Source organism: Sphingomonas oryzagri (assembly GCF_029906645.1).
GTDB lineage: Bacteria > Pseudomonadota > Alphaproteobacteria > Sphingomonadales > Sphingomonadaceae > Solisphingomonas > Solisphingomonas oryzagri.
In genome coordinates this window covers 1,243,605-1,268,835 of the sequence record NZ_JARYGZ010000001.1, presented here as the reverse complement: position 1 = coordinate 1,268,835, position 25,231 = coordinate 1,243,605, and the positions used below count along the sequence as shown (strand labels likewise).

29 protein-coding genes are annotated in these 25,231 nt (G+C 64.3%); 13 read left to right on the top strand and 16 right to left on the bottom strand.

Annotated features, from left to right (window positions below; translation table 11 throughout):
* The first annotated feature begins 8 nt into the window (after positions 1–8).
* Complete coding sequence (locus tag QGN17_RS06135) at positions 9–1,259, top strand: TetR/AcrR family transcriptional regulator (RefSeq protein ID WP_281043612.1); 1,251 nt, start codon at positions 9–11, stop codon at positions 1,257–1,259.
* A gap of 14 nt (positions 1,260–1,273) precedes the next feature.
* Here QGN17_RS06135 and QGN17_RS06130 read toward each other — a convergent pair whose 3' ends face one another.
* Positions 1,274–2,401 (bottom strand): zinc-binding dehydrogenase, encoded by a 1,128-nt coding sequence (locus QGN17_RS06130; RefSeq protein ID WP_390902680.1) that lies wholly within the window; start codon positions 2,399–2,401, stop codon positions 1,274–1,276.
* A 242-nt stretch (positions 2,402–2,643) separates the two neighbouring features.
* Between QGN17_RS06130 and QGN17_RS06125 the strand changes: the two genes are divergently transcribed.
* Positions 2,644–5,409 carry a bifunctional aconitate hydratase 2/2-methylisocitrate dehydratase gene (locus QGN17_RS06125; protein ID WP_281043610.1) on the top strand — a complete coding sequence of 922 codons (2,766 nt, stop codon included), beginning with the start codon at positions 2,644–2,646 and terminating at the stop codon, positions 5,407–5,409.
* Between the two features lie 62 nt (positions 5,410–5,471).
* Here QGN17_RS06125 and QGN17_RS06120 read toward each other — a convergent pair whose 3' ends face one another.
* The 3 genes from QGN17_RS06120 to QGN17_RS06110 are packed head-to-tail and all read right to left on the bottom strand — an operon-like array spanning position 5,472 to position 7,524.
* Entirely contained in the window at positions 5,472–5,879 is a 408-nt protein-coding gene (locus QGN17_RS06120; RefSeq protein ID WP_281043609.1) for a VOC family protein, read from the bottom strand.
* A 28-nt stretch (positions 5,880–5,907) separates the two neighbouring features.
* A complete protein-coding gene (locus QGN17_RS06115) occupies positions 5,908–6,522 on the bottom strand; it encodes a glutathione S-transferase family protein (RefSeq protein WP_281043608.1) in 615 nt (204 codons plus the stop codon).
* Positions 6,523–6,546: 24 nt separating this feature from the next.
* The gene (locus tag QGN17_RS06110) at positions 6,547–7,524 is read right to left on the bottom strand and encodes an alpha/beta fold hydrolase (protein ID WP_281043607.1); all 978 of its coding nucleotides are present in this window, start codon (positions 7,522–7,524) and stop codon (positions 6,547–6,549) included.
* Positions 7,525–7,648: 124 nt separating this feature from the next.
* Here QGN17_RS06110 and QGN17_RS06105 point away from each other — a divergent pair, with 124 nt between their 5' ends.
* Complete coding sequence (locus QGN17_RS06105) at positions 7,649–8,536, top strand: LysR family transcriptional regulator (RefSeq protein WP_281043606.1); 888 nt, start codon at positions 7,649–7,651, stop codon at positions 8,534–8,536.
* A 6-nt stretch (positions 8,537–8,542) separates the two neighbouring features.
* Here the strand turns inward: QGN17_RS06105 and QGN17_RS06100 are convergent, their stop codons facing one another.
* From QGN17_RS06100 to QGN17_RS06085, 4 genes are all read right to left on the bottom strand, one after another.
* Positions 8,543–9,016, bottom strand: coding sequence for a DoxX family protein (locus tag QGN17_RS06100; protein WP_281043605.1), 474 nt, complete (start codon positions 9,014–9,016; stop codon positions 8,543–8,545).
* Positions 9,017–9,072: 56 nt separating this feature from the next.
* The gene (gene bufA2 / locus QGN17_RS06095) at positions 9,073–9,336 is read right to left on the bottom strand and encodes a BufA2 family periplasmic bufferin-type metallophore (RefSeq protein WP_281043604.1); all 264 of its coding nucleotides are present in this window, start codon (positions 9,334–9,336) and stop codon (positions 9,073–9,075) included.
* Positions 9,337–9,407: 71 nt separating this feature from the next.
* Entirely contained in the window at positions 9,408–10,049 is a 642-nt protein-coding gene (locus tag QGN17_RS06090; RefSeq protein WP_281043603.1) for a DUF1109 domain-containing protein, read from the bottom strand.
* Positions 10,046–10,585 carry a sigma-70 family RNA polymerase sigma factor gene (locus QGN17_RS06085; protein WP_281043602.1) on the bottom strand — a complete coding sequence of 180 codons (540 nt, stop codon included), beginning with the start codon at positions 10,583–10,585 and terminating at the stop codon, positions 10,046–10,048. The genes QGN17_RS06090 and QGN17_RS06085 overlap by 4 nt, the downstream gene beginning before the upstream one ends.
* Before the next feature lie 217 nt (positions 10,586–10,802).
* Here QGN17_RS06085 and QGN17_RS06080 point away from each other — a divergent pair, with 217 nt between their 5' ends.
* Entirely contained in the window at positions 10,803–11,075 is a 273-nt protein-coding gene (locus QGN17_RS06080; protein WP_281043601.1) for a BufA1 family periplasmic bufferin-type metallophore, read from the top strand.
* 71 nt (positions 11,076–11,146) lie between these two features.
* Entirely contained in the window at positions 11,147–11,611 is a 465-nt protein-coding gene (locus QGN17_RS06075; RefSeq protein WP_390902635.1) for a DoxX family protein, read from the top strand.
* Between the two features lie 93 nt (positions 11,612–11,704).
* On the opposite strand, the gene lldD is transcribed toward QGN17_RS06075, so the two are convergent.
* Positions 11,705–12,856 (bottom strand): FMN-dependent L-lactate dehydrogenase LldD, encoded by a 1,152-nt coding sequence (gene lldD, locus QGN17_RS06070; RefSeq protein ID WP_281043600.1) that lies wholly within the window; start codon positions 12,854–12,856, stop codon positions 11,705–11,707.
* 188 nt (positions 12,857–13,044) lie between these two features.
* Between lldD and QGN17_RS06065 the strand changes: the two genes are divergently transcribed.
* The 5 genes from QGN17_RS06065 to arsH are packed head-to-tail and all read left to right on the top strand — an operon-like array spanning position 13,045 to position 16,054.
* Positions 13,045–13,374 (top strand): ArsR/SmtB family transcription factor, encoded by a 330-nt coding sequence (locus tag QGN17_RS06065; protein ID WP_281043599.1) that lies wholly within the window; start codon positions 13,045–13,047, stop codon positions 13,372–13,374.
* A 14-nt stretch (positions 13,375–13,388) separates the two neighbouring features.
* On the top strand, positions 13,389–13,814 hold the full coding sequence (gene arsC, locus QGN17_RS06060; protein WP_281043598.1) for an arsenate reductase (glutaredoxin): 426 nt from the start codon (positions 13,389–13,391) through the stop codon (positions 13,812–13,814).
* A gap of 1 nt (position 13,815) precedes the next feature.
* Positions 13,816–14,883 (top strand): ACR3 family arsenite efflux transporter, encoded by a 1,068-nt coding sequence (arsB, locus tag QGN17_RS06055; protein ID WP_281043597.1) that lies wholly within the window; start codon positions 13,816–13,818, stop codon positions 14,881–14,883.
* The gene (arsN2, locus tag QGN17_RS06050; protein WP_281043596.1) at positions 14,880–15,317 is read left to right on the top strand and encodes an arsenic resistance N-acetyltransferase ArsN2; all 438 of its coding nucleotides are present in this window, start codon (positions 14,880–14,882) and stop codon (positions 15,315–15,317) included. The genes arsB and arsN2 overlap by 4 nt, the downstream gene beginning before the upstream one ends.
* The gene (arsH, locus tag QGN17_RS06045) at positions 15,314–16,054 is read left to right on the top strand and encodes an arsenical resistance protein ArsH (protein ID WP_281043595.1); all 741 of its coding nucleotides are present in this window, start codon (positions 15,314–15,316) and stop codon (positions 16,052–16,054) included. Before arsN2 ends, arsH begins: the two co-directional genes overlap by 4 nt.
* A 200-nt stretch (positions 16,055–16,254) precedes the next feature.
* On the opposite strand, the gene QGN17_RS06040 is transcribed toward arsH, so the two are convergent.
* The 5 genes from QGN17_RS06040 to QGN17_RS06020 form a co-directional block, all read right to left on the bottom strand.
* Positions 16,255–17,331, bottom strand: a complete 1,077-nt coding sequence (locus tag QGN17_RS06040; RefSeq protein WP_281043594.1) for a copper resistance protein B — start codon at positions 17,329–17,331, stop codon at positions 16,255–16,257.
* Positions 17,328–19,100: a copper resistance system multicopper oxidase gene (locus QGN17_RS06035; protein ID WP_281043593.1), complete on the bottom strand. Its 1,773-nt coding sequence runs from the start codon at positions 19,098–19,100 to the stop codon at positions 17,328–17,330. Before QGN17_RS06035 ends, QGN17_RS06040 begins: the two co-directional genes overlap by 4 nt.
* Before the next feature lie 67 nt (positions 19,101–19,167).
* Positions 19,168–19,752: an RNA polymerase sigma factor gene (locus QGN17_RS06030; protein ID WP_281043592.1), complete on the bottom strand. Its 585-nt coding sequence runs from the start codon at positions 19,750–19,752 to the stop codon at positions 19,168–19,170.
* Positions 19,749–20,189, bottom strand: coding sequence for a periplasmic heavy metal sensor (locus QGN17_RS06025; protein ID WP_281043591.1), 441 nt, complete (start codon positions 20,187–20,189; stop codon positions 19,749–19,751). Before QGN17_RS06025 ends, QGN17_RS06030 begins: the two co-directional genes overlap by 4 nt.
* A complete protein-coding gene (locus QGN17_RS06020; protein WP_281043590.1) occupies positions 20,186–20,464 on the bottom strand; it encodes a hypothetical protein in 279 nt (92 codons plus the stop codon). Before QGN17_RS06020 ends, QGN17_RS06025 begins: the two co-directional genes overlap by 4 nt.
* A 130-nt stretch (positions 20,465–20,594) precedes the next feature.
* Here QGN17_RS06020 and copC point away from each other — a divergent pair, with 130 nt between their 5' ends.
* Together copC and copD are read left to right on the top strand one after the other, a co-directional pair.
* On the top strand, positions 20,595–20,969 hold the full coding sequence (gene copC / locus QGN17_RS06015; RefSeq protein ID WP_281043589.1) for a copper homeostasis periplasmic binding protein CopC: 375 nt from the start codon (positions 20,595–20,597) through the stop codon (positions 20,967–20,969).
* Positions 20,970–20,972: 3 nt separating this feature from the next.
* A complete protein-coding gene (gene copD / locus QGN17_RS06010; protein WP_281043588.1) occupies positions 20,973–21,902 on the top strand; it encodes a copper homeostasis membrane protein CopD in 930 nt (309 codons plus the stop codon).
* A 718-nt stretch (positions 21,903–22,620) separates the two neighbouring features.
* Here the strand turns inward: copD and QGN17_RS06005 are convergent.
* The gene (locus QGN17_RS06005) at positions 22,621–22,887 is read right to left on the bottom strand and encodes a hypothetical protein (protein WP_281043587.1); all 267 of its coding nucleotides are present in this window, start codon (positions 22,885–22,887) and stop codon (positions 22,621–22,623) included.
* Between the two features lie 392 nt (positions 22,888–23,279).
* Here QGN17_RS06005 and QGN17_RS06000 point away from each other — a divergent pair, with 392 nt between their 5' ends.
* Positions 23,280–23,492, top strand: a complete 213-nt coding sequence (locus QGN17_RS06000; RefSeq protein WP_281043586.1) for a hypothetical protein — start codon at positions 23,280–23,282, stop codon at positions 23,490–23,492.
* Positions 23,493–24,388: 896 nt separating this feature from the next.
* On the opposite strand, the gene QGN17_RS05995 is transcribed toward QGN17_RS06000, so the two are convergent.
* Complete coding sequence (locus QGN17_RS05995; RefSeq protein ID WP_281043585.1) at positions 24,389–25,120, bottom strand: spermidine synthase; 732 nt, start codon at positions 25,118–25,120, stop codon at positions 24,389–24,391.
* Positions 25,121–25,231 lie beyond the last annotated feature (111 nt).

Sequence of the window (25,231 nt, the reverse complement as noted above, 5' to 3'; positions counted from 1 at the left end):
GTCGGCGTATGCGCGTTTCCGTGGCCACCAACGACGATGTCGAGACCGGGATCCCGGCTCCCGATCAAGCCAGCCGCTATGAGAGGCAGAAACAGCGGATCGTCGATGCCGCGACCATCCTGCTCAACCGAAAAGGTATGCGTGGCATGACGCTGGCGGAGGTGGCGGGCGAACTCGGCCTCACCACGACCAGCGTGACCTATTATTTCCGCCGCAAGGATCAGTTGCTCGCCGCCATCTTCGACGATGCGCTGGCGCGATTGGAGGTCATGGTCCACTCAGCGGCCGCCGAACCCACGCCCCGCGCCTGTGTCGAGCGCTACATAGCGCTTTACTTTGACGAGTTCGCGCAGGCGCAGCGGGAGGGTGGTCGTCCGATCGCCAACCTCTCCGAGATGCGATCGATGGATGAGGAGGCGCGCGGTCGCCTGGTCGCCCGATACCGCGCCGTCATGCGGGAGGTTCGGGGCTTCTTCGGCCCGCCGCGTGATGAGGCGCACAAGCGCCTGCTTACCGCACGCGCCCACATCCTCAACGAGGCGCTGTTCTGGCAATATACCTGGCTTGGTCAGTTCGCGATCGGCGATCTTCCCAACGTCCGCCGGCGCTTCTTCCATATCCTCGACGGCGGCATCACGACGCCCGGCACGCCGTGGGATGTCCGCGTGGTGGAACCCGATCCGGTCACCGAGCCGGGCGAGCAGGAGAGTTTTCTGCGGGTCGCCATCCGGCTGATCAACGACACCGGTTATCGCGGCGCTTCGGTCAAGCGGATCATGGCCGAACTCAATCGGACCAAGGGCAGCTTCTACCACCACCTGGATGCCAAGGACGATCTGATCGTCTCCTGCTGGCGGATCAGCCGCCGCCGCCTGGCGGATTTACGAGCCAAGGCGTACCGCGAGCATGACTCGCCGTGGCGGCGTATCTCGACCACCGTCACCTCGGCACTGGCTCTCCAGCTTGCCAACGAATTCCCGCTGCTGCGCGTCACGGCCTATCAGGCGATGCCGCCGGCCGTACGCGATCTGGCCTTTCTGCAGGCGGAGCGCTTCGCGCTGGCCGTGATGGGGGCGCTCGTAGAGGCGATGGGCGAGGGGACGGTGCGGCCGGTCGATCCGCTGATCGCCGCGCACCTGCTGCTGGCTTCGATCAACGCGGCCCACGATCTTCAGGGCGCGGGCGATGGCCAGTCGATCGACGAGGCCATCGCCACCTACGAAGCCGTGCTGGGCGACGGCCTCTTCGATCCGGAATAGCCGCTTCTGTCCGATTAGCCGCGCGTCGGATCGATCAGATACTTCTCGCCCGTGGCCTTCCGCTCGTAGATCTTGAGCACCTCTGGTTGCAGTGCTTCTGCCAGTCCTATCGTCGCGGTGTAACGGCTCGCGAAGGTGGTGGTCAGTTCATCGAGGATCCGCTGGCGCATCCGCGCATTGGCGTCCGCACCGGCGCGCCGCAGGAAGTTGAAAAGCAGCCAGCCCGACACGCTCCACTGGAAGCCGAAGGTCATGCGGTTGAGCGTCGAGGGGGAGGGATCGAGCGCGCCGTAGACGTAGAGCTGTTTGAACACGCTCGATCCGTAGCGGCTATATTCGGTGGCGTTGCGGTTGGCCGCCTGCTCCATCGCCTGAAGGATCGTGCTGCCGAGATCGCCGCCACCGATCGCATCGAAGGCCAGCGTCGCACCCGTCTCGGCGACGGCATCGGCCAGTTTCTTGCGGAAATCCTCGGCGCGGCTGTCCAGCACATGCGTGGCGCCGAGCTTGCGCAGGATTTCGGCCTGCTGTTCGGACCGGACGATATTCACCAGCGGCACGCCGTCGGCGAGGCAAAGCTTCTGGAGCATCTGGCCGAGATTGGAGGCGGCGGCGGTGTGGACGATCGCCTTGTGGCCGTCCATCCGCATAGTTTCCAGAAAACCAAGCGTGGTCAGCGGGTTCACGAACATGGCCGCGCCTTCAGCGGAGGTGGCGCCATCGGGCAGTGGCAGCACCTCCTTCGCCTTCAGCACCCGGAAGTCGGCGAACATCGCACCGCCCACCATGCCGACCCGACGCCCTTCCAGTGCTTTCGCGTTCTCGCCGGCCGCGACGACGATGCCGGCGCCTTCATTGCCAACCGCGAGCGACTGGCCGACCCGCGCGCGCAGGCCGCCGAGCATCGCCTTGGGGAGGCGAAACGTCGTGACGGGCCGTTCCGCAGTGCCGGCGCTCTCCATCGTCCGCACGTCGGCGGGGCCGAGCAGCAGGCCGAGGTCGCTGGGATTGATCGGGGCCGCTTCGACGCGCACCACGATTTCGTCGGGCCCAGGGGCGGGAACGGCCACATCCTCGAGGCTGAGGGTGAGCGTCCCATCCTCGGTCAGCGTGGTCCTGAGTTCGCGTCCGTGGAATGCCATCATCTGCTCTCCTCATTATATTCCGATGCCCGCTTCGCACCGTTCGGTGGCCAGTCTCATAACCCAACTATGGTCTGATCGACAGCGATTGCGGGCGATGTATGAGGGGCGTCGGGTGCCTTTCGTTGCAATGCGGCATCTTGTCAGCAGGCCATGCTTGGCCTACCCGCGCGTCAGTTCGCCCCTTGTGGCCGATGAGCGGCAGGCGTTCGCTTCTGTGCACTCCATCACGGTGGGAAAAGATGAGCCTCTATTCCGATTACCTGACCGAAATCGAAGCCCGAGCAGGTCAGGGGCTCGCTCCCAAGCCGATCGACGACGGTGCGCTCCTCGCCGAGATGATCGCCATCATCGAGGATGTCGGCAACGAGAACCGGCCCGAGGCGCTGAAATTCTTCATCTACAACACGCTTCCCGGCACGACGAGCGCGGCCGGCGTCAAGGCGGCGTTCCTGAAGCGGATCATCCTGGGCGAAGCGACCGTATCCGAAATCACGCCGGCCTTTGCGCTGGAACTGCTGTCGCACATGAAGGGCGGCCCCTCGATCGCGGTGCTGCTCGACATCGCGCTGGGCGATGACGCTGCGCTGGCCGTCCAGGCGGGCGAGGTGCTGAAGACTCAGGTCTTCCTCTACGACGCCGACATGGCCCGCCTCCGCGATGCCTTCGCGGCGGGCAATGCGGTCGCCAAGGACGTGCTGGAAAGCTACGCCAAGGCCGAATTCTTCACCAAGCTTCCCGATGTGGAGGACGAGATCAAGGTCGTCACCTTCATCGCGGGCGAGGGCGACATCTCGACCGACCTGCTGTCGCCGGGCAACCAGGCCCACTCGCGCTCGGATCGTGAACTCCACGGCCAGTGCATGATCTCGCCGGAGGCGCAGCAGCAGATCGTCGCGCTCAAGGCGCAGCATCCCGACGCGCGCGTGATGATGATCGCCGAGAAGGGCACGATGGGCGTGGGCTCCTCGCGTATGTCCGGCGTCAACAACGTGGCGCTGTGGACCGGCAAGCAGCAGAGCCCCTACGTTCCCTTCGTCAACTACGCGCCGGTCGTCGCCGGCACCAACGGCATCTCGCCGATCTTCGGCACCACCGTGGACGTGACCGGCGGCATTGGCATCAACCTGAAGAACTGGGTCAAGATGACCGGCCCGGACGGCAAGCCGATCCTCAACAATGACGGGAATCCGGTGCTCGAGGAGAAATTCTCGGTCGAGACCGGCACCGTCCTCAAGATCGACGTGAAGAACCGCAAGCTCACAGATGAGGCCGGCAACGAACTGGTCGATGTCGCGGCCGCCTTCACGCCGCAGAAGATGGAGTTCATGAAGGCGGGCAGCAGCTACGCCATCGTGTTCGGCAAGAAGCTCCAGACCTTCGCGGCCGAGACGCTGGGCGTCGAACCGACCCCGGTCTACGCCGCGAACAAGGAAGTCACGGCCGAGGGCGTCGGCCTCACCGCGGTCGAGAAGATCTTCAACCGCAACGCCGTCGGCGTCACGCCGGGCAAGGTGCTGCACGCCGGTTCGGACGTGCGCGTGAAGGTCAACATCGTAGGCTCGCAGGATACGACGGGCCTGATGACCGCGCAGGAGCTGGAGGCGATGGCCGCCACCGTCATTTCGCCGCTGGTCGACGGCGCCTACCAGTCGGGCTGCCACACGGCATCGGTGTGGGACAAGAAGGCGCAGGCCAACATTCCGAAGCTGATGAGCTTCATGAACAATTTCGGCCTGATCACCGCGCGCGATCCCAAGGGCGTCTATCACGCGATGACCGACGTCATCCACAAGGTGCTGAACGACATCACCGTGGACGATTGGGCGATCATCATCGGCGGTGACAGCCACACCCGCATGTCCAAGGGCGTGGCCTTCGGCGCAGACTCGGGCACCGTTGCGCTGGCGCTGGCGACGGGCGAGGCGACCATGCCGATCCCGCAGTCGGTGAAGGTCACGTTCAAGGGCAAGATGCAGCCCCACATGGACTTCCGCGACGTGGTGCACGCCACGCAGCAACAGATGCTGCAGCAGTCCGCCGGCGAGAACGTGTTTCAGGGCCGCATCATCGAGGTCCATATCGGCACGCTGCTGGCCGACCAGGCCTTCACCTTCACCGACTGGACGGCCGAGATGAAGGCCAAGGCCTCGATCTGCATCTCGAACGACGAGGCGCTGATCGGATCGCTGGAGATCGCCAAGGCGCGCATCCAGATCATGATCGACAAGGGCATGGAGAATGCGGCGGGCACGCTGAAGGGCTTGATCGCCAAGGCCGATGCCCGGATCGCCGAGATCCGTTCGGGCGAGAAGCCCGCGCTCGCGCCCGACGCCAACGCCAAGTATTTCGCGGAGATCGTCGTCGATCTGGACGTGATCGACGAGCCGATGATCGCCGATCCGGACGTGAACAACCCGGATGTCTCCAAGCGCTACACCCATGACACGATCCGCCCTGTTTCCTATTATGGCGGCACGAAGAAGGTCGATCTCGGCTTCGTGGGATCGTGCATGGTGCACAAGGGCGACATGAAGATCATCGCCCAGATCCTCAAGAATATCGAGAAGGCCGAGGGCAAGGTCGAATTCAAGGCGCCGCTGGTCGTCGCGCCGCCGACCTACAACATCGTCGACGAGCTGAAGGCCGAGGGCGACTGGGAGATCCTGCGCAAATATTCGGGCTTCGAGTTCGACGACACCCACCCGAAGACGGCCAGCCGCACCGAGTATGAGAATATCCTCTATCTCGAGCGTCCGGGCTGCAACCTGTGCATGGGCAACCAGGAGAAGGCTGCGAAGGGCGACACCGTCCTCGCCACCTCGACCCGCCTGTTCCAGGGCCGCGTCGTGGAAGACACCGCCGAAAAGAAGGGTGAGTCTCTCCTCGCATCGACCCCGGTCGTGGTGCTGTCGACCATCCTCGGCCGCACGCCCAGCGCGGAGGAATATAAGGCGGCCGTCGAGGGGATCGATCTGACCAAGTTCGCCCCTCCGAAGGCGGCCTGATCACCCCCAACGACACCAGGCATTGTTGAAGGCGGCGCGGCGCAAGCTCGCGTCCGCCGCCTTCACGATCGCACTTCGTTGAACTCGATCACGTTGCGATCGGGATCGCGGATGAAGCAGACGATCCGCCGACCGTGCCCCATTTCGACCGGGCCTTCCGTGATCGCGATGCCCTCGCGATTCAGCCACGCCACCAGTTCGCTCATGCTGTCGATAATGAACGCGGCGTGCGTATAGCCGGGGCGCTTGACCGGCACGTCGAGCAGGACATTGCCTTCCGCGCTGGCTTCGCCGTTGAAGATCAGGTGGATGCGCAGTCCCGTCGGGTGAACCAATCCGCAGGCTTTCCCGGCCTCACTGAATTCGTCGGGATCCCGAACGAAGCCCAGCCTGCCATAAAAGGCTTCGGCGACGGCGAGGTCGGTGACGCGGATGCCGACATGATCGAACGTCAGTGTATCGAAGGGCATGATGCCTCTCCCCTGAAGAGTGGCCGGATCAGGCCTCGAGGCCCGCGCGGGTGCGGGCGAACGGGATGAAGCCGGGCAATTGCTCGATTTGCCGGAGCCAGGCGAGGATGCGGGGATAGCCGGAGAGATCGACATTCCCCTCGGGCGCGCGCTCGATATAGGAGTAGAGCGCAACATCCGCGATGGTCGGCCGATCGGTCCCGGCGATCCACGCGCGTCCGATGAGCACCTGCTCGATCACGGCCAGCGTCGCGTGCGCCCGTCCGATCACCTCGTCGGCGCGGAACGGCGCATCGAACACGGTGATCAATCGGGCGGCGCAGGCGCCATAGGCGATCTTGCCGGCCGCTACGGCCAGCCAGCGCTGCACCTCCGCCTCGGTCGCAGGATCGCTCGGCAGCCAGTGCGACGGGCCGACCTTGCGCGCGACATAGACGAGGATGGCATGGGAGTCGGCGATGACGGTGCCCTCGTCGTCGAGCACGGGCACCTCACCGAACGGGTTGAGTGCCAGAAACTCGGGCTGCTTGTGGGCGCCCGCCGGCAGATCGACAGGGACCAGCTCGTGCGCGACGCCGGCCAGCGAAAGGAACAGCGCGGCGCGATGGGCGTGGCCGGACAGCGGGAAATGATAGAGCTTCATGGCGGTGTCTCCAAAGGAATGGGGTCAGCGGCGCGGCAGGGTGCGGTCGAGGAAGTCGCGGATCAGCGGGACGATCTCGTCGGCGCGGTCCTCCAGCGCGAAATGTCCGCTGTCGATCAGGTGCAGTTCGGCCTGCGGATTGTCGCGCAGGTAGGCACGGGCGCCCGCCGCCGGGAAGATCTTGTCGTTGGCGCCCCAGACGATCAGCGTCGGCGGCTTGCGCGTCCGGAAGAAGGACTGAAACTGGGGATACAGCGCCACATTGGTGCGATAGTCGTAGAACAGATCGAGCTGGATTTCGGCATTGCCGGGCCGATCGAGCAGCGCCTGGTCGTGCAGCCACGCATCGGGATCGACCCGGCTCGGATCCCTCACGCCGTTCAGATACTGCCAGCGGGTGGTGTCCAATGTGAGCGCGGATCGCAGCGCGTCGCGATGCGCGGCCGATCCGTCCGACCAATAGGCCTTGATCGGCGTCCAGAAATCCTGAAGCGCGTCGACATAGGCGTTGCCGTTCTGGACGATCAGGCCGGCGACCCGCTGGGGATGGCGGATCGCCAGCCGCAGGCCGACGGGCGCGCCATAATCCTGAATGTAGATCGTGTAGCTGTTGATGCCCTTTTGCGCGAGAAGAGCCTCGGTCACGTCGGTCAGGTTCGAGAAGGTGTAGGCGAAGGCCTTGTGATCGGGCGCACTGCTCTGGCCGAAGCCTGGATAATCGGGCGCGATCACGTGATAGCGATCGGCGAGCGCGGGGATGAGGTTGCGGTACTCGTGCGACGAACTCGGAAAGCCATGCAGCAGCAGGACAGTCGGGGCATCAGCCGGTCCAGCCTCGCGATAGAAGATGTCGAGACCCTCAATCTTCGCGGTGCGGTAATGGATCACCGAACTGGCGGGCAGCGTGTGGGGCGCCTCGACCGGAACCCGCGCGGCATGAGCCGAAGCGGTGGTGGACAGCAGGAGCGCGGCGAGGGCGCCGGATGCAAGGAATCTCTTCATGATCGGACCTCAGGGTTGCGTGTCTGACCCCCACAATGTCGCAATCCTTACAGTCGATGATAATCCGTCGATGATACACTTCATTATTGCGATTTGAGATGATAATCGCGGGCAAGGAGGACGCATGGAAGAGTTGCGGGCGTTGCGAACATTCATCGCCGTCGCCGAACATCGGAGCTTTGCCGAGGCCGCGCGCCGCCTGCACCTGTCGCCGACCACGGTCACGCGTACGATCGCATCGCTGGAGGCCTCGTTGGGGCTGGCGCTGCTGGTACGCACGACTCGCAGTGTCCGTCTGACGGAGGAGGGTGGGCAGTTCCTCGATCGGTGCCGCGCGGGTATCGCCGAGATCGACGGCGCGTTCGAGACGGCGCGCGGCGGCAGCGTCACGCCGCGCGGCACGCTGACCGTCACGGCGCCGGTGATGTTCGGGCGGCTGCACATCCTGCCGATCATCGTCGAGCTGATCGAGCGCCATCCGGGTCTCAACGTCCGCCTGCTCCTGCTCGATCGCGTCGTCCGCCTCGTCGAGGAAGGGATCGACGTCGCGGTGCGGATCGCCGATCTACCGGACAGCGCCCTGCACATGATGAAGATCGGCGAGGTGCGACGGGTATTGAGCGCCAGCCCGGCCTATCTGCACGCGAAGGGAGAGCCGATGCAGGCGGCCGATCTGCGCCGCCATCAACTGATCGCGGTGGAGAACGAGGCAGGGGCGCAAGGGGCCTGGGAAGGCGATCACGGCAAAGGCTTGCGGGGGCCGGCCCGTCTGTCGGTCAACAGCGTCGAGGCCGGGATCGATGCGGCGGTTGCGGGGCTTGGGATCGTCCGCACCCTGTCCTATCAGGTCGCCGGGCACCTGAGCGCTGGCCGGCTTCGTCAGATCGGCATGGACGCCGGCAGCCTGGCATTGCCGGTATCTTTGCTCTTCCAGAGCGGCCGTCGCAATACGCCCAACATCCGCGTCTTCGCCGACCTCGCGCGTGAAAGGCTGCGCGGTGCGGCGCTCTAACCCCGTTTACGCCGCGCGCCTCAGATAGCGGTCGACCGAGAGGGGGCCGGTGCCCATGATGCACAGCGCGACGATGCCGGCGATGTAGAGCAGGTCTGTCTCGTAGCCGGGTTGTCCGAAATGGGCGCCGGCAGCGTCGTAGGACAGCAGCTTGATCGAACTGAAGCCGTTGGGCAGGTGCACGGTGACGATCGCCACCAGCAGCACCACGATCATCGGGATCGCCGTGATCGGCATCAGCGCGCCGGCAAGCGTGAACAGTCCGCCGATGAGTTCCACGCCGATGGTCGCATCGCTCAGCAGATGCGGGAAAGGCATCCCCATCGCCTGCAGAACCGACGCGAAATGCTCAGGCCCGCGCGCCAGTTTGGCGTAACCGTGCTGCATGAAGCCGAAGCCTACGATCAGCCGCAACGGCAACGCTGCCCAGCAGCCGGGAAGGGGAAGCGGCGACACCGCCCATTGCTTGAAATCGTACATCGCGCTCTCTTCGTGAAGAGGAACCCGGCCGCGTCGTACGCGGCCGGGCAGGTCGATCATTTCGGCGCGGTCAGGCTGCCGCCGTCCGCCGTGCACTGCTGGGCGGTCTCGGCCTTGAAGCCCTGGCCCTTGCAGTCGTTCATGCCCTTGCAGTCATGATTGCCCGACTTGCAGTCGGACTGGCCCTTGCAGGCGTTGACGCCGTAGCAATGGACCTGCTTCGCATCCTTGGCAAAGGCGGGAGCGGTGACGACCGCGCCGGAGAGGGCGATGATCGCGGCGGCGGCGGCGAAGCTGACGGCGGATTTCGAAGGGGTCATGTCGGTCTCCTGAGAAGGTTTTGCCGGATGGCTCCTTCCCTACGCAGACCCCTTAGGGGCGGTTACAGCACCTACCAGCGCAGCAGGCGCGGGCCGAGCAGCGCACCGGCGCCGGCGGCCAGCAGGATGCCGAGACTGTACCAGGTGAGCACGAAGATCGCCGACACCTCCGGACAATGGAGGCAATAGATCGTCGCCGCCCACGCGCCCGCCGCGAGACCCGCCGCCGCGCCCGCCTCGCGCAATCGGGAAGGCGCGAGCCGCCGGAAGGACCAGAGCAGGCCGATGAAGATCGGCATCGCCAGGGTCAGCACCAGCCACGGGCACACCTTCCAGCTCGCGCCGAGCCACATCGCCAGCCACTTGCTCGATGGCGTGTCCGCCAGTTCGCCGATGCCGATGCCGCCGAGCAGCAGCACGGGGACGACCAACCACCACAGGCTCCGCAGGCTCGATCCCGTCGGTCGTGCAAGGCGCATGACAGCGACCACGGCACCGATCCCGACCGAGACGGTGTAGGCCCACTTCATCCAGAAGGAGAAGCCGTGCATCGCCGCATGGAGATCGGGCCGGATGCCGAGCAGCCCCGCGACCAGCAGCATCGTCACGATGCCGCCGCCGAAGATACCCAGCGCGATCCGGCGGCCCAGCGCGCCGCGCGTGATGCGGGGAACATCGCGGCTGAGCGAGCGGATGAGATCGTCGGTTTTCATGCCCGGTCTCCGCGAATACGCGCGGCGAGCGCCTTGAGCCCGCGATGGACCGAAACCTTCACATCCGATTCTCCGATGCCGGCGCCGGAAGCCGCCTCGGCGACGCTGAGGCCCTCGACGTGGGTGTCGCGGATCGCGCGGGCCTGCTTGGGCGACAGCGTGGAGAGCAAGGCATCCACATCCATGCGGGCGGCCGTCGCATCCTCGAAGCCCTCCGCCACCAGGATCGCCTCGACGTCCTCGATCGGCACCACGACGCGGCGCCGGCGGAAATGGTCGATCATCCGATAGCGGGCGATCGCATAGAGCCACGCCGTGAAGGGCCGGTCGCGATCGTAGGTGGCGCGCTTGGTATGCACCGAGATCAATGTTTCCTGCACGAGATCCTCGACATCGCCTTCCGCATCACGCAGCCGGCGACGATAGAAAGCGCTGAGTAACGGCACGAGCGCGCGCAGCAGCGCTTCGTGCGCGCCGGCATCGCCGTCGAGCCCTGACGTCATCCATGCCTTCAGCTGTGCCTCACTTGCCTGCATTGGGCCTCCCGCACGGGCCTACGCGGCAGGATGGCGCGGGGTTACGTGGCACGCAAATTTCCCGGCGAGAATTTTTCCCGGCACATTCCGTAACGGCGGGCCGCGAGGGCACGTAAGCCCCGACATGGCCGGCCGCTCCCTCCCAACCGGCCATAGGGCGGCGCCGTTCGTGACGGTGCCGCCCTCGTGAGGGGCCTTTCATCATTGGAGACAGATCATGATCCGCAGCCACGCGGCGCTTGCCGCAACCTTCGCCGTCACGCTCGCTGCCGGGGCCGCCCATGCCGCCGATGCCGGCAAGGCGCCGATGGAAAAATGCTACGGCGTCGCGCTCGCCGGCCACAACGACTGCAAGGCGGGCGCCGGCACGACCTGCGCGGGTACGGCCAAGGTCAACTATCAGGGTAATGCCTGGAAGCTGGTCAAGGCCGGCACCTGCACCACGACCAAGACGCCCAAGGGCTTCGGCTCGCTGACCCCCAAGGCGTGATCCACGTGGGCGCTCCGCCGCCGATCGCTCCGCGGCGGAGCGGACCATTCTGCCTCGTCGAAAGGAACGCCATGTCGATGCCGATCGAACTCTATCGCCGTGCCGGGCGTTTCGCGGCGTGGCTTTCGCCTCCATCCCTGCTGCTGCTGGTCGCCCGCCTGGGTATCGGGGCCGTCTTCTTCCTGTCGGGGCGCACGAAGGTCGACGGCATCCTGCATATCACCGATGCGACCTACGAACTGTTCCGCACCGAATATGCGCTGCCTGTCATCGACCCTGTCGTCGCGGCGCACCTGTCCGCCTATGTCGAGAATATCGCGCCGATATTGCTGGCATTGGGCCTGTTCGTGCGGCCTGCCGCGCTGGTGATGCTTGGCATGACCGCGGTGATCGAGATCTTCGTCTATCCTGACGCCTGGCCGACTCATCTGAGCTGGGCAGGGTTGCTCCTCCCGCTGATCGCCATGGGTGGCGGCAACTGGACTCTCGATCGATGGCTGGGGCTGGAGGCGCCGTTGCAGTCGCAACGATCCTGATCGGAGACATCGGGAGAGGGGAGGTTCGCTTTCCGGTCGCGTTTTTCGGATCGAGAGACAGGATCGGGTGACCGCTATCCCTCTGCCGGAAAATCAGAGCGCCCGATCACGCACCTCGGCCAGAATGGAGGAATCGATCTCGCCCAGGTTGCGAACGCCGGTCAGGGCCATTGCGACCCGCATTTCCTTTTCCATCAGCGTGAGCAACTGCGTCACCCCAGCCTCGCCGCCCGCCGCGAGCGCATAAACCCAGGCGCGGCCGAGCAGCACGCCACGCGCGCCCAGCGCCAGCATACGGACCACGTCGAGGCCGGATCGGACGCCGGAATCCGCCAATACCGTCAGCCGATCGCCAACCGCGTCGGCGATGGCGGGCAGGGCACGGGCGGTCGACAACACGCCGTCCAGCTGGCGTCCGCCATGGTTGGAAACGACGATCCCGTCCGCACCGATCGCGGCGGCCTCGCGCGCATCCTCGGGATCGAGAATGCCCTTGATGATCAGCGGCCCGTCCCATTCCGACCGGATCCAGTCGAGATCCGACCATGCGATCGAGGGATCGAAGTTGCTACCCAGCCAGCCCATATAGTCGTTCAGGCCGCTCGCCTTGCCCAGGACCGGTTCGAGATTGCCGAGCCGGTGCGGCCGTCCGAACAAGCCGACATCCCAAGCCCAGCGCGGATGGGTCACGGCCTGCATCACGCGCCGCAGCGGTGCGTGGGGGCCGGACATGCCAGAATGGGCGTCGCGATAGCGGGCGCCTGGAACGGGCATGTCGACGGTGAAGACGAGCGCCCTGGCGCCGTTTGCCTTCGCGGTCGCCAGGAGATCGCGCATGAAGGCGCGATCGCGGATCACATAGAGCTGGAACCACGTCGGCCCCGCCGAGGCGGCGGTCACCTCGCCAAGTGAACAGATCGACACGGTCGAAAGGGTGAACGGCATGCCGGCACGATGCGCCGCACGCGCTGCCTGCGTCTCACCGCGTCGCGCATACATGCCCGATATGCCGACCGGGCCGAGTATGATCGGCAACGGCTGGCATTGCCCGAACAGCTCGGCAGAGAGATCGATATCGGCGACGTTCTTGAGCACCCGCTGACGGAGCGCCAACTCGGCAAGGTCGGAGACGTTTCGCTTCAGCGTCGTCTCCGCGTAGGCGCCGCCGTCCGCATAATGGAACAGGAATGGCGGCAAGCGCCTGCGGGCCGCTTCGCGAAAATCGAGGGTCGACGAAATGATCATGCTGCCGTGATACCGCAATCGTGGGGCTTGGCTCCTATTTATCGACATCGCGTCAAGGCAGTCGATCCGGATCATGTGCTGACCTTGCCGAACCGCGGCCTGCATCCGATCGGCCGTTACTACCTCGTTTGCATCGGAAATAACCGATGCGTATTGTGCGTCGAGTTATGATCGGATAAAGCCGATCTATGCAGCAGGAATCAGCAATTGCGGGACTTGCCGCACTCGCCCACCCGACCCGGCTGAACGCCTTCCGTCTGCTCGTTCGGCACGAACCCGATGGCTTGCCGACCGGCGCGCTGGTCGAGGCGAGCGGTCTTACCCAAAGCACCTTCTCGACCCACCTCGCCGTGCTTGCCAAGGCCGAACTGGTGATTGCCGAGCGGCGCGGACGCCAGCAGATCCAGCGCGCCAACATCGACATGCTTCGCGCCCTGATGACGTTTCTCGCCAAGGATTGCTGCCAGGGACGCCCCGAACTCTGCGAGCCGCTGCTCGCGGATCTTACCTGCTGCTGAAGGATGGACCGTCCGTGACCACCATCGTCATCTATCACAATCCCGAGTGCGGAACGTCGCGCAACACGCTGGCGCTGATCCGCAATTCCGGCGTCGAACCGCATGTCGTCGAATATCTGAAGACCCCGCCGTCGCGTGCTCTGCTCGTCGAGATGATCGGTGCCGCCGGCATGACGCCGCGCGCGTTGCTCCGCGAGAAGGGCACGCCCTATGCCGATCTCGGCCTCGACGATGAGACGCTCTCCGACGAGGCGCTGATCGACGCAATGATGGCACATCCGATCCTCATCAACCGGCCGCTGGTCGTGACGCCGCTCGGGGTGAAGCTCTGTCGGCCTTCGGAGGTGGTCCTCGAAATCCTGCCGAACGTCCAGCGTGGCGCCTTCGCCAAGGAAGACGGCGAACAGGTCGTCAACGCCGCCGGCGAACGGCTGCGTTGACATGGCGTCGATCGCGGACGCGGCGCCGGCGAAACCGCCGATGAGCCTCTTCGAGCGCTGGCTGACCTTGTGGGTCGCGCTCTGCATCGTCGTCGGCATCGCGCTCGGCCATGCTGCGCCTCGAGCCTTTGCCGCGATCGCATCGGCCGAGATGGCCCGTGTCAATCTGGTGGTCGCGGTGCTGATCTGGCTGATGATCGTGCCGATGCTGCTCAAGATAGACTTCGGGGCGCTCGGATCGGTGCGTCGGCACTGGCGTGGCATCGGCGTGACGCTGGTCGTCAACTGGGGCGTCAAGCCCTTCTCGATGGCGCTGCTCGGCACGGTCTTCCTGGGCTATCTGTTCGCGCCGTTGCTGCCGGGCGGCAACGTGTCCTCCTATATTGCCGGCCTGATCCTGCTTGCCGCCGCGCCGTGCACCGCGATGGTCTTCGTATGGTCCAACCTGTGCGACGGCGATCCCACCTACACGCTCAGCCAGGTCGCGCTGAACGACCTGCTCATGGTATTCCTTTTCGCGCCGCTGGTCGGGCTGCTGCTCGGTGTCGCTTCCGTCACCGTGCCTTGGGCGACCTTGCTGATCTCTGTCGGTCTCTACATCGTCGTGCCGGTCATGGTCGCGCAGATCGTCCGCACGTCGGTGATCGCATCGGGCGGCAGGGCGGCGCTCGAGCGGCTGCTCGCCCGGCTAGGGCCGGTCTCGCTTGTAGCGCTGCTCTCGACCCTGATCCTGCTCTTTGGCTTCCAGGGTGAACAGATCGTTCGGCAGCCGCTCGTCATCGCCCTGATCGCCGTCCCGATCCTGATCCAGGTCTATCTGAACGCGGGCGTTGCCTACCTGCTCTCGCGCCAGCTTGGCGTGGCATGGTGTGTCGCGGCGCCCGCCGCGCTGATCGGTGCCTCCAACTTCTTCGAACTGGCCGTCGCGGCGGCGATCTCGCTGTTCGGACTCAATTCGGGGGCCGCGCTGGCAACCGTCGTGGGCGTGCTGGTCGAGGTGCCCGTCATGCTGTCAGTGGTTGCGATCGCGAAGAGCACACGCGGCTGGTACGAACGGGGCACGGCATGAAAGGGGTGATCTTCGCACCCCTCGACTCCGTCGACGACGCGCTGGCGCGCGCGCTCGACGCCGCCGGCTTGCCGACAGACGATCTGCATGAACCTGGGCGTGCCTTTTTCCGTCTGTCCGACGATGCTGGCGCGATCGGCTTCGTCGGCATCGAGGGCATCGGCGTCGATCGGCTGCTGCGCTCGCTCGTCGTGCTGCCCCGCCGCAGGCGCCAGGGCTTCGGGGCGCTGCTCGTCAACCACGCCGAAGCATCTGCGCGTCAGGATGGCACCGAACGGCTGCATCTGCTGACCCAGACGTCGTCTGACTTCTTCCACGCGCATGGTTATCGGCGGGCGGAGCGTTCATCGGCACCGGCGTCTATCGGATCGACCGCGCAATTCACCTCGCTCTGCCCCGCAAGCGCCGCTTATCTCGTCAAGGACCTCGCATGACCCGCGTTCGCGTGCTTCCCGAACCTGATCGCTTTCCGGCTCTCGATCCGGCTTTCGTGATTGCGCGGCTAGCGCTCGGGCTTGGTGAAGACCTGCCGCCGCCGCGCATCCTTCTGCTCTACGGATCACTGCGCGAGCGTTCCTTCTCGCGGCTTGCCGTCGAGGAAGCTGCCCGGCTGCTCCAGCTTTTCGGCGCGGAGACGCGGATCTTCGATCCCTCGGATCTGCCGCTGCCCGATCAGGTGAAGGGCGACGACCACCCCGCCGTGCATGAGTTGCGCGCATTGTCGATGTGGTCGGAGGGGCAGGTGTGGTGCAGCCCCGAACGCCATGGCGCGATTTCGGGCATCATGAAGGCGCAGATCGATCATCTCCCACTGGAAATGAAGGGAATGCGGCCAACCCAGGGGCGCACATTGGCGGTGATGCAGGTGTCGGGCGGCTCGCAGTCGTTCAACGCGGTCAATACGCTGCGCCTGCTCGGGCGGTGGATGCGGATGTTCACGATCCCCAACCAGTCGTCGGTCGCGATGGCGTACAAGGAGTTCGATGAGACCGGCCGGATGAAGCCGTCGGCCTACTACGATCGAATTGTGGATGTGATGGAGGAATTGCTGCGGATTACGGTTCTCATGCGCCCACACACCTTTCAACTCGTCGATCGCTATTCGGAGCGCAAGGCAGTGGGCTTGGCTATCGATGCGGAGGATCATTCAGGCATTTCCACTGGTCGCTGATCCTGGCGCATACGTTCGCCGTAGTCATCAATCTTGCGCTCTTCTATTCTGATCGCACCATTCGATGGCGAACGTTCGGCCGAGCATCCTGAAATGGCGTGGGCGATCTTTGCGAAGATCGACGAGGCCAGCGCTCGATGCGATGCAGCACAGGCTGACTGCAGTCCGTGCGATATTGGGTCGCTCTGGTAATGATGAGCTCAGAACCAGGTTCGCACGCCGATCACGAACCCGGTCTGATCCGGACGCTCCCCATCGGCGCGCGCACATTCGGCGCTCCGTCCCGTCTTCCGTTCCCATGACACGCCGATATAAGGGGCGAACTCGCGCTTGATCTCGTAGCGCAGGCGCAGCCCAAGTTCAGCGTCGACGATCCCCGCGCCGTAACGATCCTGTGGCACGTCCTGCGCCGACAGATTCAGTTCCACGCGCGGTTGAACCACCAGTCGCTGGGTGATCCGCTGATCGTACCAGGCTTCGAGACGCGCCAGCAGATCTCCCTTGGTCGAGAGGAAGAGAGCGCCCTCTGTCTCGAATTCGTAGGGCGACAATCCCTCGAATCCGACCGTGGCATAGGTTTGGCTCGGCGTCGGCCGGATGTCCTGCCGCACGCCCGCCTGGAGATTGTAATAGGGGCCGATCGCGTGGCTGAAGAGGGCCTGCACCTCCGCGCTATCAACACCGTCGCGAAAGGTGCCTTCGCCTTCGCTCTTGATCCACAGGCGATTGATGTCACCGCCAATGAAGCCTTCGCTGTCCCAGCGATAGCCGGCATGGCTGTTGAGGATCTGGATTTCGGCCAGATTGAACAGGATCTGATGGATGGTCTGTCCGCCATCCTCGCGCATCATCGCCTCTCGCGAACGGCCCATGTCTTCAGCTGGGAAGAAGCGGTCGGCATAATGGTCGGCGGGTAGCGGCGGCGCCGGATCATGTCCGGCGGGAAGATCGGTGCCCGCCGGCCCCGACATCGCGGCGGGGCCAGACATATCCATGCCAGCCATGCCTCCATGGTCCATGCCCGGCATTCCGGCGTGGTCCGGCGCAGATGCAGGCGCGCGTGCTGGTGGCGACATGTCCATTCCGCGCATGTCCCCCGCCGGCACGGGAGCCTTGTGTCGGGGAGCGGCCTTGGATTGTGCCTTCCTGGCCGCGGGCTTCGGCTTTTGAGGTCGTATTTCCATGCCCTTCATGTCCATTCCCGGCATGGACTGGGCGAGGCCTGGTGTCGCGATCGCGCAGATGGCGACCCAGGTGAGAGATGCGATCCGCATCATGCCGTCTCTCCCCTCGGCCGCACGCTGACGACGCGCATCATGCCCGCCGCCATGTGATAGAGCAGATGGCAGTGGAAGGCCCAGTCGCCGATCGCGTCGGCCGTCAGGTCGAAGCTGACCTTGCCGCCGGGCTGGACGAGCACGGTATGCTTGCGCGGGCCATGATCGGCGTGACCGGTGACCAGCTCGAAGAAATGGCCATGCAGGTGGATAGGGTGTCCCATCATCGTGTCGTTGATGAGCGTGACGCGGACGCGCTCGCCTGCGACGAAGGGGATCGGTTCCATCGTGTCCGACATCTTCACGCCATCGAACGACCACATGAACCGTTCCATATTGCCGGTAAGGTGGATGTCGAGACTGCGCGACGGCGCTCGGACGTCGGGGTTCCGCTCGAGGGCGACGAGATCGCGATAGACCAGCACCCTATGACCGACGTCGCCCAGTCCCTGTCCAGGTTCGCCCGTTCGATCGACCGGCATAGGTGCGATGCCCTGAACGCCGGGGCCGCGCTTGATCTCCGGCGCGTTGCCGAAGTCCCGCATCTTCATCGATCCCATGGCGCCCGAGTCCATGCCCGGCATGGCAGTCATCGTGCCATGCTCCATGCCCTGCATCCCGCCATGGTCCATGCCGCCGCCCGACATCGCCATGTCACCCATGCCCATGTCCCTCATGGTAGCGAGCGGACGCGGGCGCAAAGGCGGAACCGGTGCCACCATGCCGGCACGCGGTGCCAGTGTCGCGCGGGCGAGTCCGGATCGATCGACGCTTTCGCCGACCAGCGTATAGGCCCGATCATCGGGCGGCGTGACGATCGCATCGAACGTCTCCGCGACACCGATCTGGAATTCGTCCGTCTCTACCGGACGGATATTCTGCCCGTCCGCCTGTACGATCGTCATCGGCAGGCCGGGGATGCGCACGTTGAAGGTCGTCATCGACGAGGCATTGATAATCCGCAACCGAACGCGCTCGCCGGGAGTAAACAGCGCCGTCCAATTGTCGCGTGGGCCATGGCCGTTGGCGAGATAGGTGTAGGCCTGACCGGTACCGTCGGCGATGTCGGTCGGATCCATCCGCATTCCGCCCCACGACAGGCGGTCCTTGAGCGGCTGATCCTTGCCCGAGAGCAAGCCGGCCAGCGTCTGTTGCTGGCGGTTGTAGTAGCCGGGATCGACCTTCATGCGGTGGAATATCAACTCGGGGCTTTGCTGGCTGTGATCCGATAGCACCACGACGTGATCACGATCCGAGTGGACCGGATCGTGATCGGCGGGATCGATCAGGATGGGGCCATAAAGGCCGAGTTGTTCCTGAAAACCCGAATGGCTGTGATACCAGTAGGTGCCCGACTGGCGGATCGGGAACTCATAAAGAAAGGTCGAGCGGGGCTTGATGCCGGGGAAAGAGATGCCGGGAACACCGTCGAATTGCGCGGGCACGAGCAGGCCGTGCCAGTGCACCGAGCTGTCGACATCGAGATCGTTGATGACCTTGAGGCGGACATTCTGGCCTTCGCGCAGACGGATGAGCGGTGCCGGCACGCTTCCGTTGATCCCGATCGCGCGGCTGGGCCTGCCGTCGATCATCATCGCCTGACGCGCGATCCGCAGGGTGATCTCCTCGCCCGTGACGGTTGGCAGTGGCGTGGCGATACCGGCGGACACGGATTGCGCCCAGGCGGGCATCCACGCTGCGAGGCCGGCAGCGCCGCCGAGCCAGGTTGCGCCGCGCAGGAGCTGGCGACGATCCAGCATATGATCCATCGATTGACCCTGTTGTCCGCTTCTCGTTCTGGAATACGCGGTCACGCGCCATACCCCTCGGGCGATCTCATTTCTTCTTGGATCTCGCCTCACGCAGCCGCTCGGCAAGCATCATGCGCGCTCGCCGGATCCGGGTTTCGACGGCTTTCTCGCTGATCCCGAGTGTCCGGCCGATTTCCGCCTGCGTCAACTCCTCGAAAACCTGGAGGAGCAACGGTTCCTTGATCGAGGCGGGCAGGGTGGCGATCGCCGTGGCGAGGACCCGCAAATCATCACGGCTCCGAGCGATGGCCCAGGGGCCTGGCGCATCGTCCGCGACCTGGATCGCGCCGACATCGATAGGCTCGGCTTGGCGAAACAATCGCCGGACGGTGCGCCTCCGCCCCCAATCCCGGCACTTGTTGATTGCTATCCGCGCAAGCCATGCGCGCATGGGGCGTGCGACATCGAAACGGTCCAATGCCGCATAGGCTGCCACGAACGTCTCCTGCGTGAGATCGAGCGCCTCGTCGGCGTCGCCGATATGGCCGCGTATCAGCCGGAAGATCGGCTCACGATGCCGGCGCATGATCCGGGCAAACGCATCCTGCCGGCCGGTCAGTGCGAGCGCCGCGAGCGCGGCATCGTCGAGATCGCCTGATGCGGGCGTCACCGTGTGTCGGCGGTCAGCGCGTGCGTCACGGCTGCGTCGAATTTGGCCGCCTGATCGGGGCGCAGGATCTGTCGCATGGCAAAGATATGGGACAAAGTCGCCTTCTGCAGCTGCCCCATCGCTTGGTGGGATCGATCGACGGCGGCGGTAACCTGCGGCCCGTCCCCATGCTCGGCTTCGATCGCCGTCGCGAGCCTCGCATTGTCGTTGTGCAATTCCGCTTCGAGCGCGGCCCGGCGAGCGCTGAAACGGGTCTCGATCCGGTCCAGCTTTACCTGCTGGTCCGCATCGAGATCGAGATGATGGTGGAGCAATGTGTGAAGTTCCGCGCTCGGCGCCGGCCTGGGAGGGATTATCGCGCGACCGATCAGTACGCCGCCGATCGCGGCGACGAATGCGATCAACGCCGTCAGAAGGATCTGGCGGATACCGGTCACTGGTCGGTTCCGAGCAAGGTCGATGGCGCCAGGGGGGCCGCCGGTCCAAAGGGCGAAAGCGACGTCGCGGCCTGCGCCGCAGCCGACGGCATAGTGGCACCGGCGATGCCCATCACGAGGGCAGCAGCAGCAGATGCCAGTGCGAGCAACCGATTCGCCCTGCGTGCGAGCCGCACAGCATCGATGCCGGCGAACACGGTTCGATCGAGCGCATCGAGGCCGGGGTGGGTCGAGGATCGGGCCAGTCGGTCCAGCAACTCGTCAAGATCGTCCATCATCTGCGCCTTTTCGTCTCATCCCTGAACTACGCATCGGTCAATCCTACCCCTCGCAGAGATTTTTGCAGGGTTGGACCGAGCGGCGGCGTATCCCTTTTGTGGGATCAGCCGTCCGATGGAGATGTCGATGTACCGTAAACTCGCCGCAACATGCCTCGCCGCACTGGCCTTCACGACAGCGGCCCAAGCCCACCCGAAGCTGCTCTCGACGATCCCCGCCGCGCAATCGACGGATACCAAGGTCCGTCGCATCGAGCTGCATTTCTCCGAGAGGCTGATGCCGGCCTTCTCCGGGGTCGATCTCGTCATGACGTCCATGCCGGGCATGAAGATGGCTCAACCAATGCAGGTCGCGCTTCACAGCGCCGTTTCGCCGGATGGCCTGACCCTCACCGGCACGCCGGACAAGCCGCTCTCGGCGGGATCCTACGAAGTGCGTTATCACGTCGTCTCGACCGACACCCATCGCGTCCAGGCCGCCTACGCCTTTACGGTGCGCTGAGAGATGACGGATGTGGCCGTGATCGCCGCGCGCCTGGGCCTTTACCTCACGCTCGCGATCACGTTCGGCCTGCCTTGCTTCGTTTTTTGGGCCTGGCGGGATGGTCGGCGATCGCCGCCGGGCCCGTGGGCATGGATCGTCGGCATCGCAACGCTGCTGGCCATGATCCTGTCCGTCTTCCAGCTGATCGCGCTCGCGGCCTCGATGTCGGGGACCGCGCTCACAGCGGTGGACCGTGCGACAATCTCCATGCTTCTGGATGGCGGAGCGATGGGCCGCGCCTGGAAAGTTCGCGTGGGAGCGCTTCTCGTCATCCTCATGGCTTTGATCCTGACAAGGCGAGCGCCCGGCGCTTCCCGCATGGTGTCGGCTGCGGGCGGCGGCGTCGCACTGGCGACGATGGCATGGTTCGGTCACGGCGCTTCCGATGAGGGCGCGGCGGGGTGGACGCCTCTGGTGGCCGATCTCGCGCATCTCTGGGCGGCGGGAGTATGGACGGGGGCTTTGGTCGGCCTGAGCTGGCTGTTGCTGCGGTCGCCGAATGACGCGAGCCATGGTCATGCCGCGTTGTGCGAACGGGCGCTCGGAGGTTTTTCCGGGCTCGGCACGTTGATCGTGGCGACGCTGGTCGTAACCGGCCTCATCAATACATGGTTCCTCATCGGCATCGACCATATCGCCAGTCTTATGGCCGATCCTTATGGCCGGTTGTTGCTGGTGAAGCTTGCCGCCTTTGGTTGCATGATCGTGCTGGCGGCTTTGAACCGGTATCGCCTGACCCCAGCTCTGGAACGGGTTCTGAAGGAAAGCGGCGACGCCGCACGGTCACTGTCCCGACTACGTGTCAGCCTGCTGACCGAAACGGCGATGCTGACGACGATCCTGGGCTTGGTGGCTTGGTTCGGGACCCTTTCGCCGCCCGCGGGCGGTTAGACATGTCCGGGGCACCGATCCGCAGCAACCTCGATCGCGTGGGTGGCGCCAGCCATGACGGCACGGAAGGTGAGGCTCAACATCGCCGCCATCTTGAAGTCCATAGCCACCCTCGGCCGATGGGCGGTGAGGAAGCCAGGGAATTCTCGCTAACAGCAGGAAACCGATGTCGACACCATCAAGGCCTGCATCGCCATGGTCGGGGCATGGTCCGCAAAGGCGTCAGCAGGCGACCCTCGGTGGCCTGCTTGGTGACCCCTACGGGACTCGAACCAAAGAATAGATCACTATGGATCAATCTAGAAAACCTATTCCATATTTCTCGATAATTGTCAAAAATCTCCGGTTATCCTTAGTGCTCTAATTTGGCTCGGGTCGCGGCTATAGAGCATCACGGATAACTAATCATCATCGAAAAATATCGCATCGATCCGAAATGGGCGCATATGACAAAAATATTTTTCTCCGTGCGGGATTGCCGGAATTAGATTTAAGAAAAATGCTGACCACGACACCTGCGCCCCGCGTTCCAAGCTTGCCAGTGGTCTGCACCGGGATCGTATTCTGAAGTACCCATCGTTCGTCTCCTCCTACGGCCAGATTGGCCATGGCAAGAACGCGAATTCGGGCACTACCACTCTCGAAGAGCTGGAGCGGTCAAACATATAAAGATCTGTTCGGACCGCTCAATCATCAATGTATGAGCTCCCGTACTTGATCAGTCCCGACGGGGAACGATCCTGACCAGATGAATGGCGCATGGCGATGCGGCCATTTCGGCCAGTGCTGCTTGCCGCACTTCCTCCATCAAATCGGCGTCGAACGCGTCTGCCTCCGGCCGCATCTCCAAATCGGTTTCTACGACGAGCACGATGCGGCGCTCTCGACCGCCTAGTTCCCATTCATGCCAGCTCTGGAGGATGTGCGTGCGATCGTTCCGTTCAGGCATGAGCTTCTGCGCTTCCGTCAGCAGCCCGACCTTCACGGACAAAATGTAGAAAGGCCTTCGTATCGCCGGCTCGGTCGGCGCGCCGGATCATTCGCAGTGGTGCCCCATTACCGCTCACGTAGACTGTTGCCATCGTTGGATCATGCATGCGCAGCTCCCTCTGGCAAGCGGGAGCACAAGATCACGTCTCTCGGTCGCTGAATGCCTGCAAGGAGTCGGTCAGCGATGCGGTGACATTACATCAGCTATCGGCGTCCGACTATCGCAATGGCGACAAAAAATGCCGAGACTCAGCTATAATCATGGCGTCTACGATTAACAACGACGTCCCGTTCGGACTGTGCTAAATGAAGATCATCACGGAGTTTTCTCCAGCATCCTCGTGACAGCGGGACAAGCAGCGCCCGCGCTCAACGACGAGGTCCGACATGGATATCAATGAACTGCTCCATCGCGAGCAGGTTTCGCTGGCGAATGCCGCCAGTGCCGCGTGCATGCCCTCGCGCCTCGCCCATGAAGGGCTGGCACGAGGCTATGGTGCAAGATTGAATGCCGCCGGTTTCCCGCATCGTCCCTATCCGGCCGGGATTCCCATGAGGTCGGCAGGCTCGATTGCGGACTTGGCGACGCTCGTTGCATGACTGACGGACGGATTTCGCCGGTGCATGATTGCCGCGTGCTAGTCGCGCATCACGAGTGAGGGAACGATCCTGTGATCCTTCATCGCCTCCTCGGTTTGCATTCCGCGGATCTCCTGCACAGCCATTGGGATTATGGGCGGTTCGTGACCACATGCGCCGGTTGTGGCAGGGCGATGATCAAGCCTCCGGGTGGCCGGTGGCGAATCCAATCGAAATTGGAAGCGGAAAAGGCGGCGCGTCGCGCCGCCCGGACCCGCGACTGAACCGAGATGGCTGAATGCTTCGGGTGTCATTTCGACCCGGGGTTGTCGGCGATCGTATCAAAAACATGCCCGTCGCGTGCGGCGGAGAAGCTGCTCCTGAATGGGATCAGAGCGTTGGCCACCCGGCTCGAACGCCTTCGAGGAGCACCAATATGGCAAAGAGCGATCGCAAGGGTAACAAGGAAATCCGCAAACCGAAGAAGGAAGGCCCGCCCAAGCGGAACGCTTCCAACCCGTCCACGAAGGGTGTGCCACTGCCTGCGAAGAGCTGATCCATTCAGCGAGACGCGTTGTTCTCCCATATCCGGAAGGCCGTACCCATGACCCCATCATCGGCATTGTGCCGCGCACAGGAAAGTCTTCACCGTCGGCGCGCCGCCGGTACGACGCTCGAAAATGTAAGATCGGTGTCTATCAGTGCGGCAGCAGCATGGGCCAAGGAGGCCCTCGCGGCCGAATCCCGCGAAGCGCGGCAACTTCGCGCCCAGGCGGTTGCAAATGCAAAAAAGCCCGATGAGCAGGGCCTGCGCCGTGCAGAGCGATGTTTCAGTCAGCGAAAATCCAGATCACGGCTTCGCGCATCCCTGACCCCACGACGCATTTCGAAGCGAGGGGAATGGCGAAGGGCCGACGCTAGGAACGGCGTTCCTGCGATGAAACGGCCACCGCTCGCTTCGTTGCGAGCCAGATGGTGTGAACTCCATATTCCTCGCCCGGATACGCCTCGACGCCAACCTCATCCACGTCGAAGCCGGCCGACATCAGGCGTTCGACGAAGGCTTCGTCGCGATAGGCCGACCAGATGGCCAGAACGCCTCCCGGTGTCAGGGCGGCATAAGCGGCACGCAGGCCCCAGTTGCAGTAGAGCCGTTCGTTCGCGAGATGGATGAGGCCGTCCGGGCCGTTGTCGACATCGAGCAGGATCGCGTCGAACTGTCCGACGTCGCGGACGATCACGTCATGGACGTCGGCCATCTCGATCGACACACGCGGATCGGCGAGCTTGGCCCCGAAGATGTGCGCCAGCGGGCCGGCGGCCCACGTCACGATCTTGGGCACGAGTTCGGCGACGATGATGGTCGCGGCGTGCGGGAGGGCGCTCAACGTGGCGCCCAGCGTGAACCCCATCCCCAGGCCGCCGATCAACACCCGCCCGCCGTGCTCGGCAAGATGCCGGCAGCCAAGCGTCGCCAGCGCTTCCTCGGAATGCCGGACACGATTGCCCATCAGCTCTTCGGAGCCGAAGCGTATCGAGAAATCATTTCCTCGCTGCAGCAACCGCAGGTAGCCGCCATCGGGGAGGTCAGCGGTGTCGATCAGTTCGACGGGAATGGGTGACGGCGCCGCGCCGGCTTCCAGGGGCACGGGACCGGGCTACGCTTTCTCCTTCGACGGAGTGGCGGCTTTCTTGCTGTCCTGAGCCGGTTTCCTGGGGCTCTGGCGCGCGGTCAGGGCGCGCTTGTGGCGCTTGTTGGT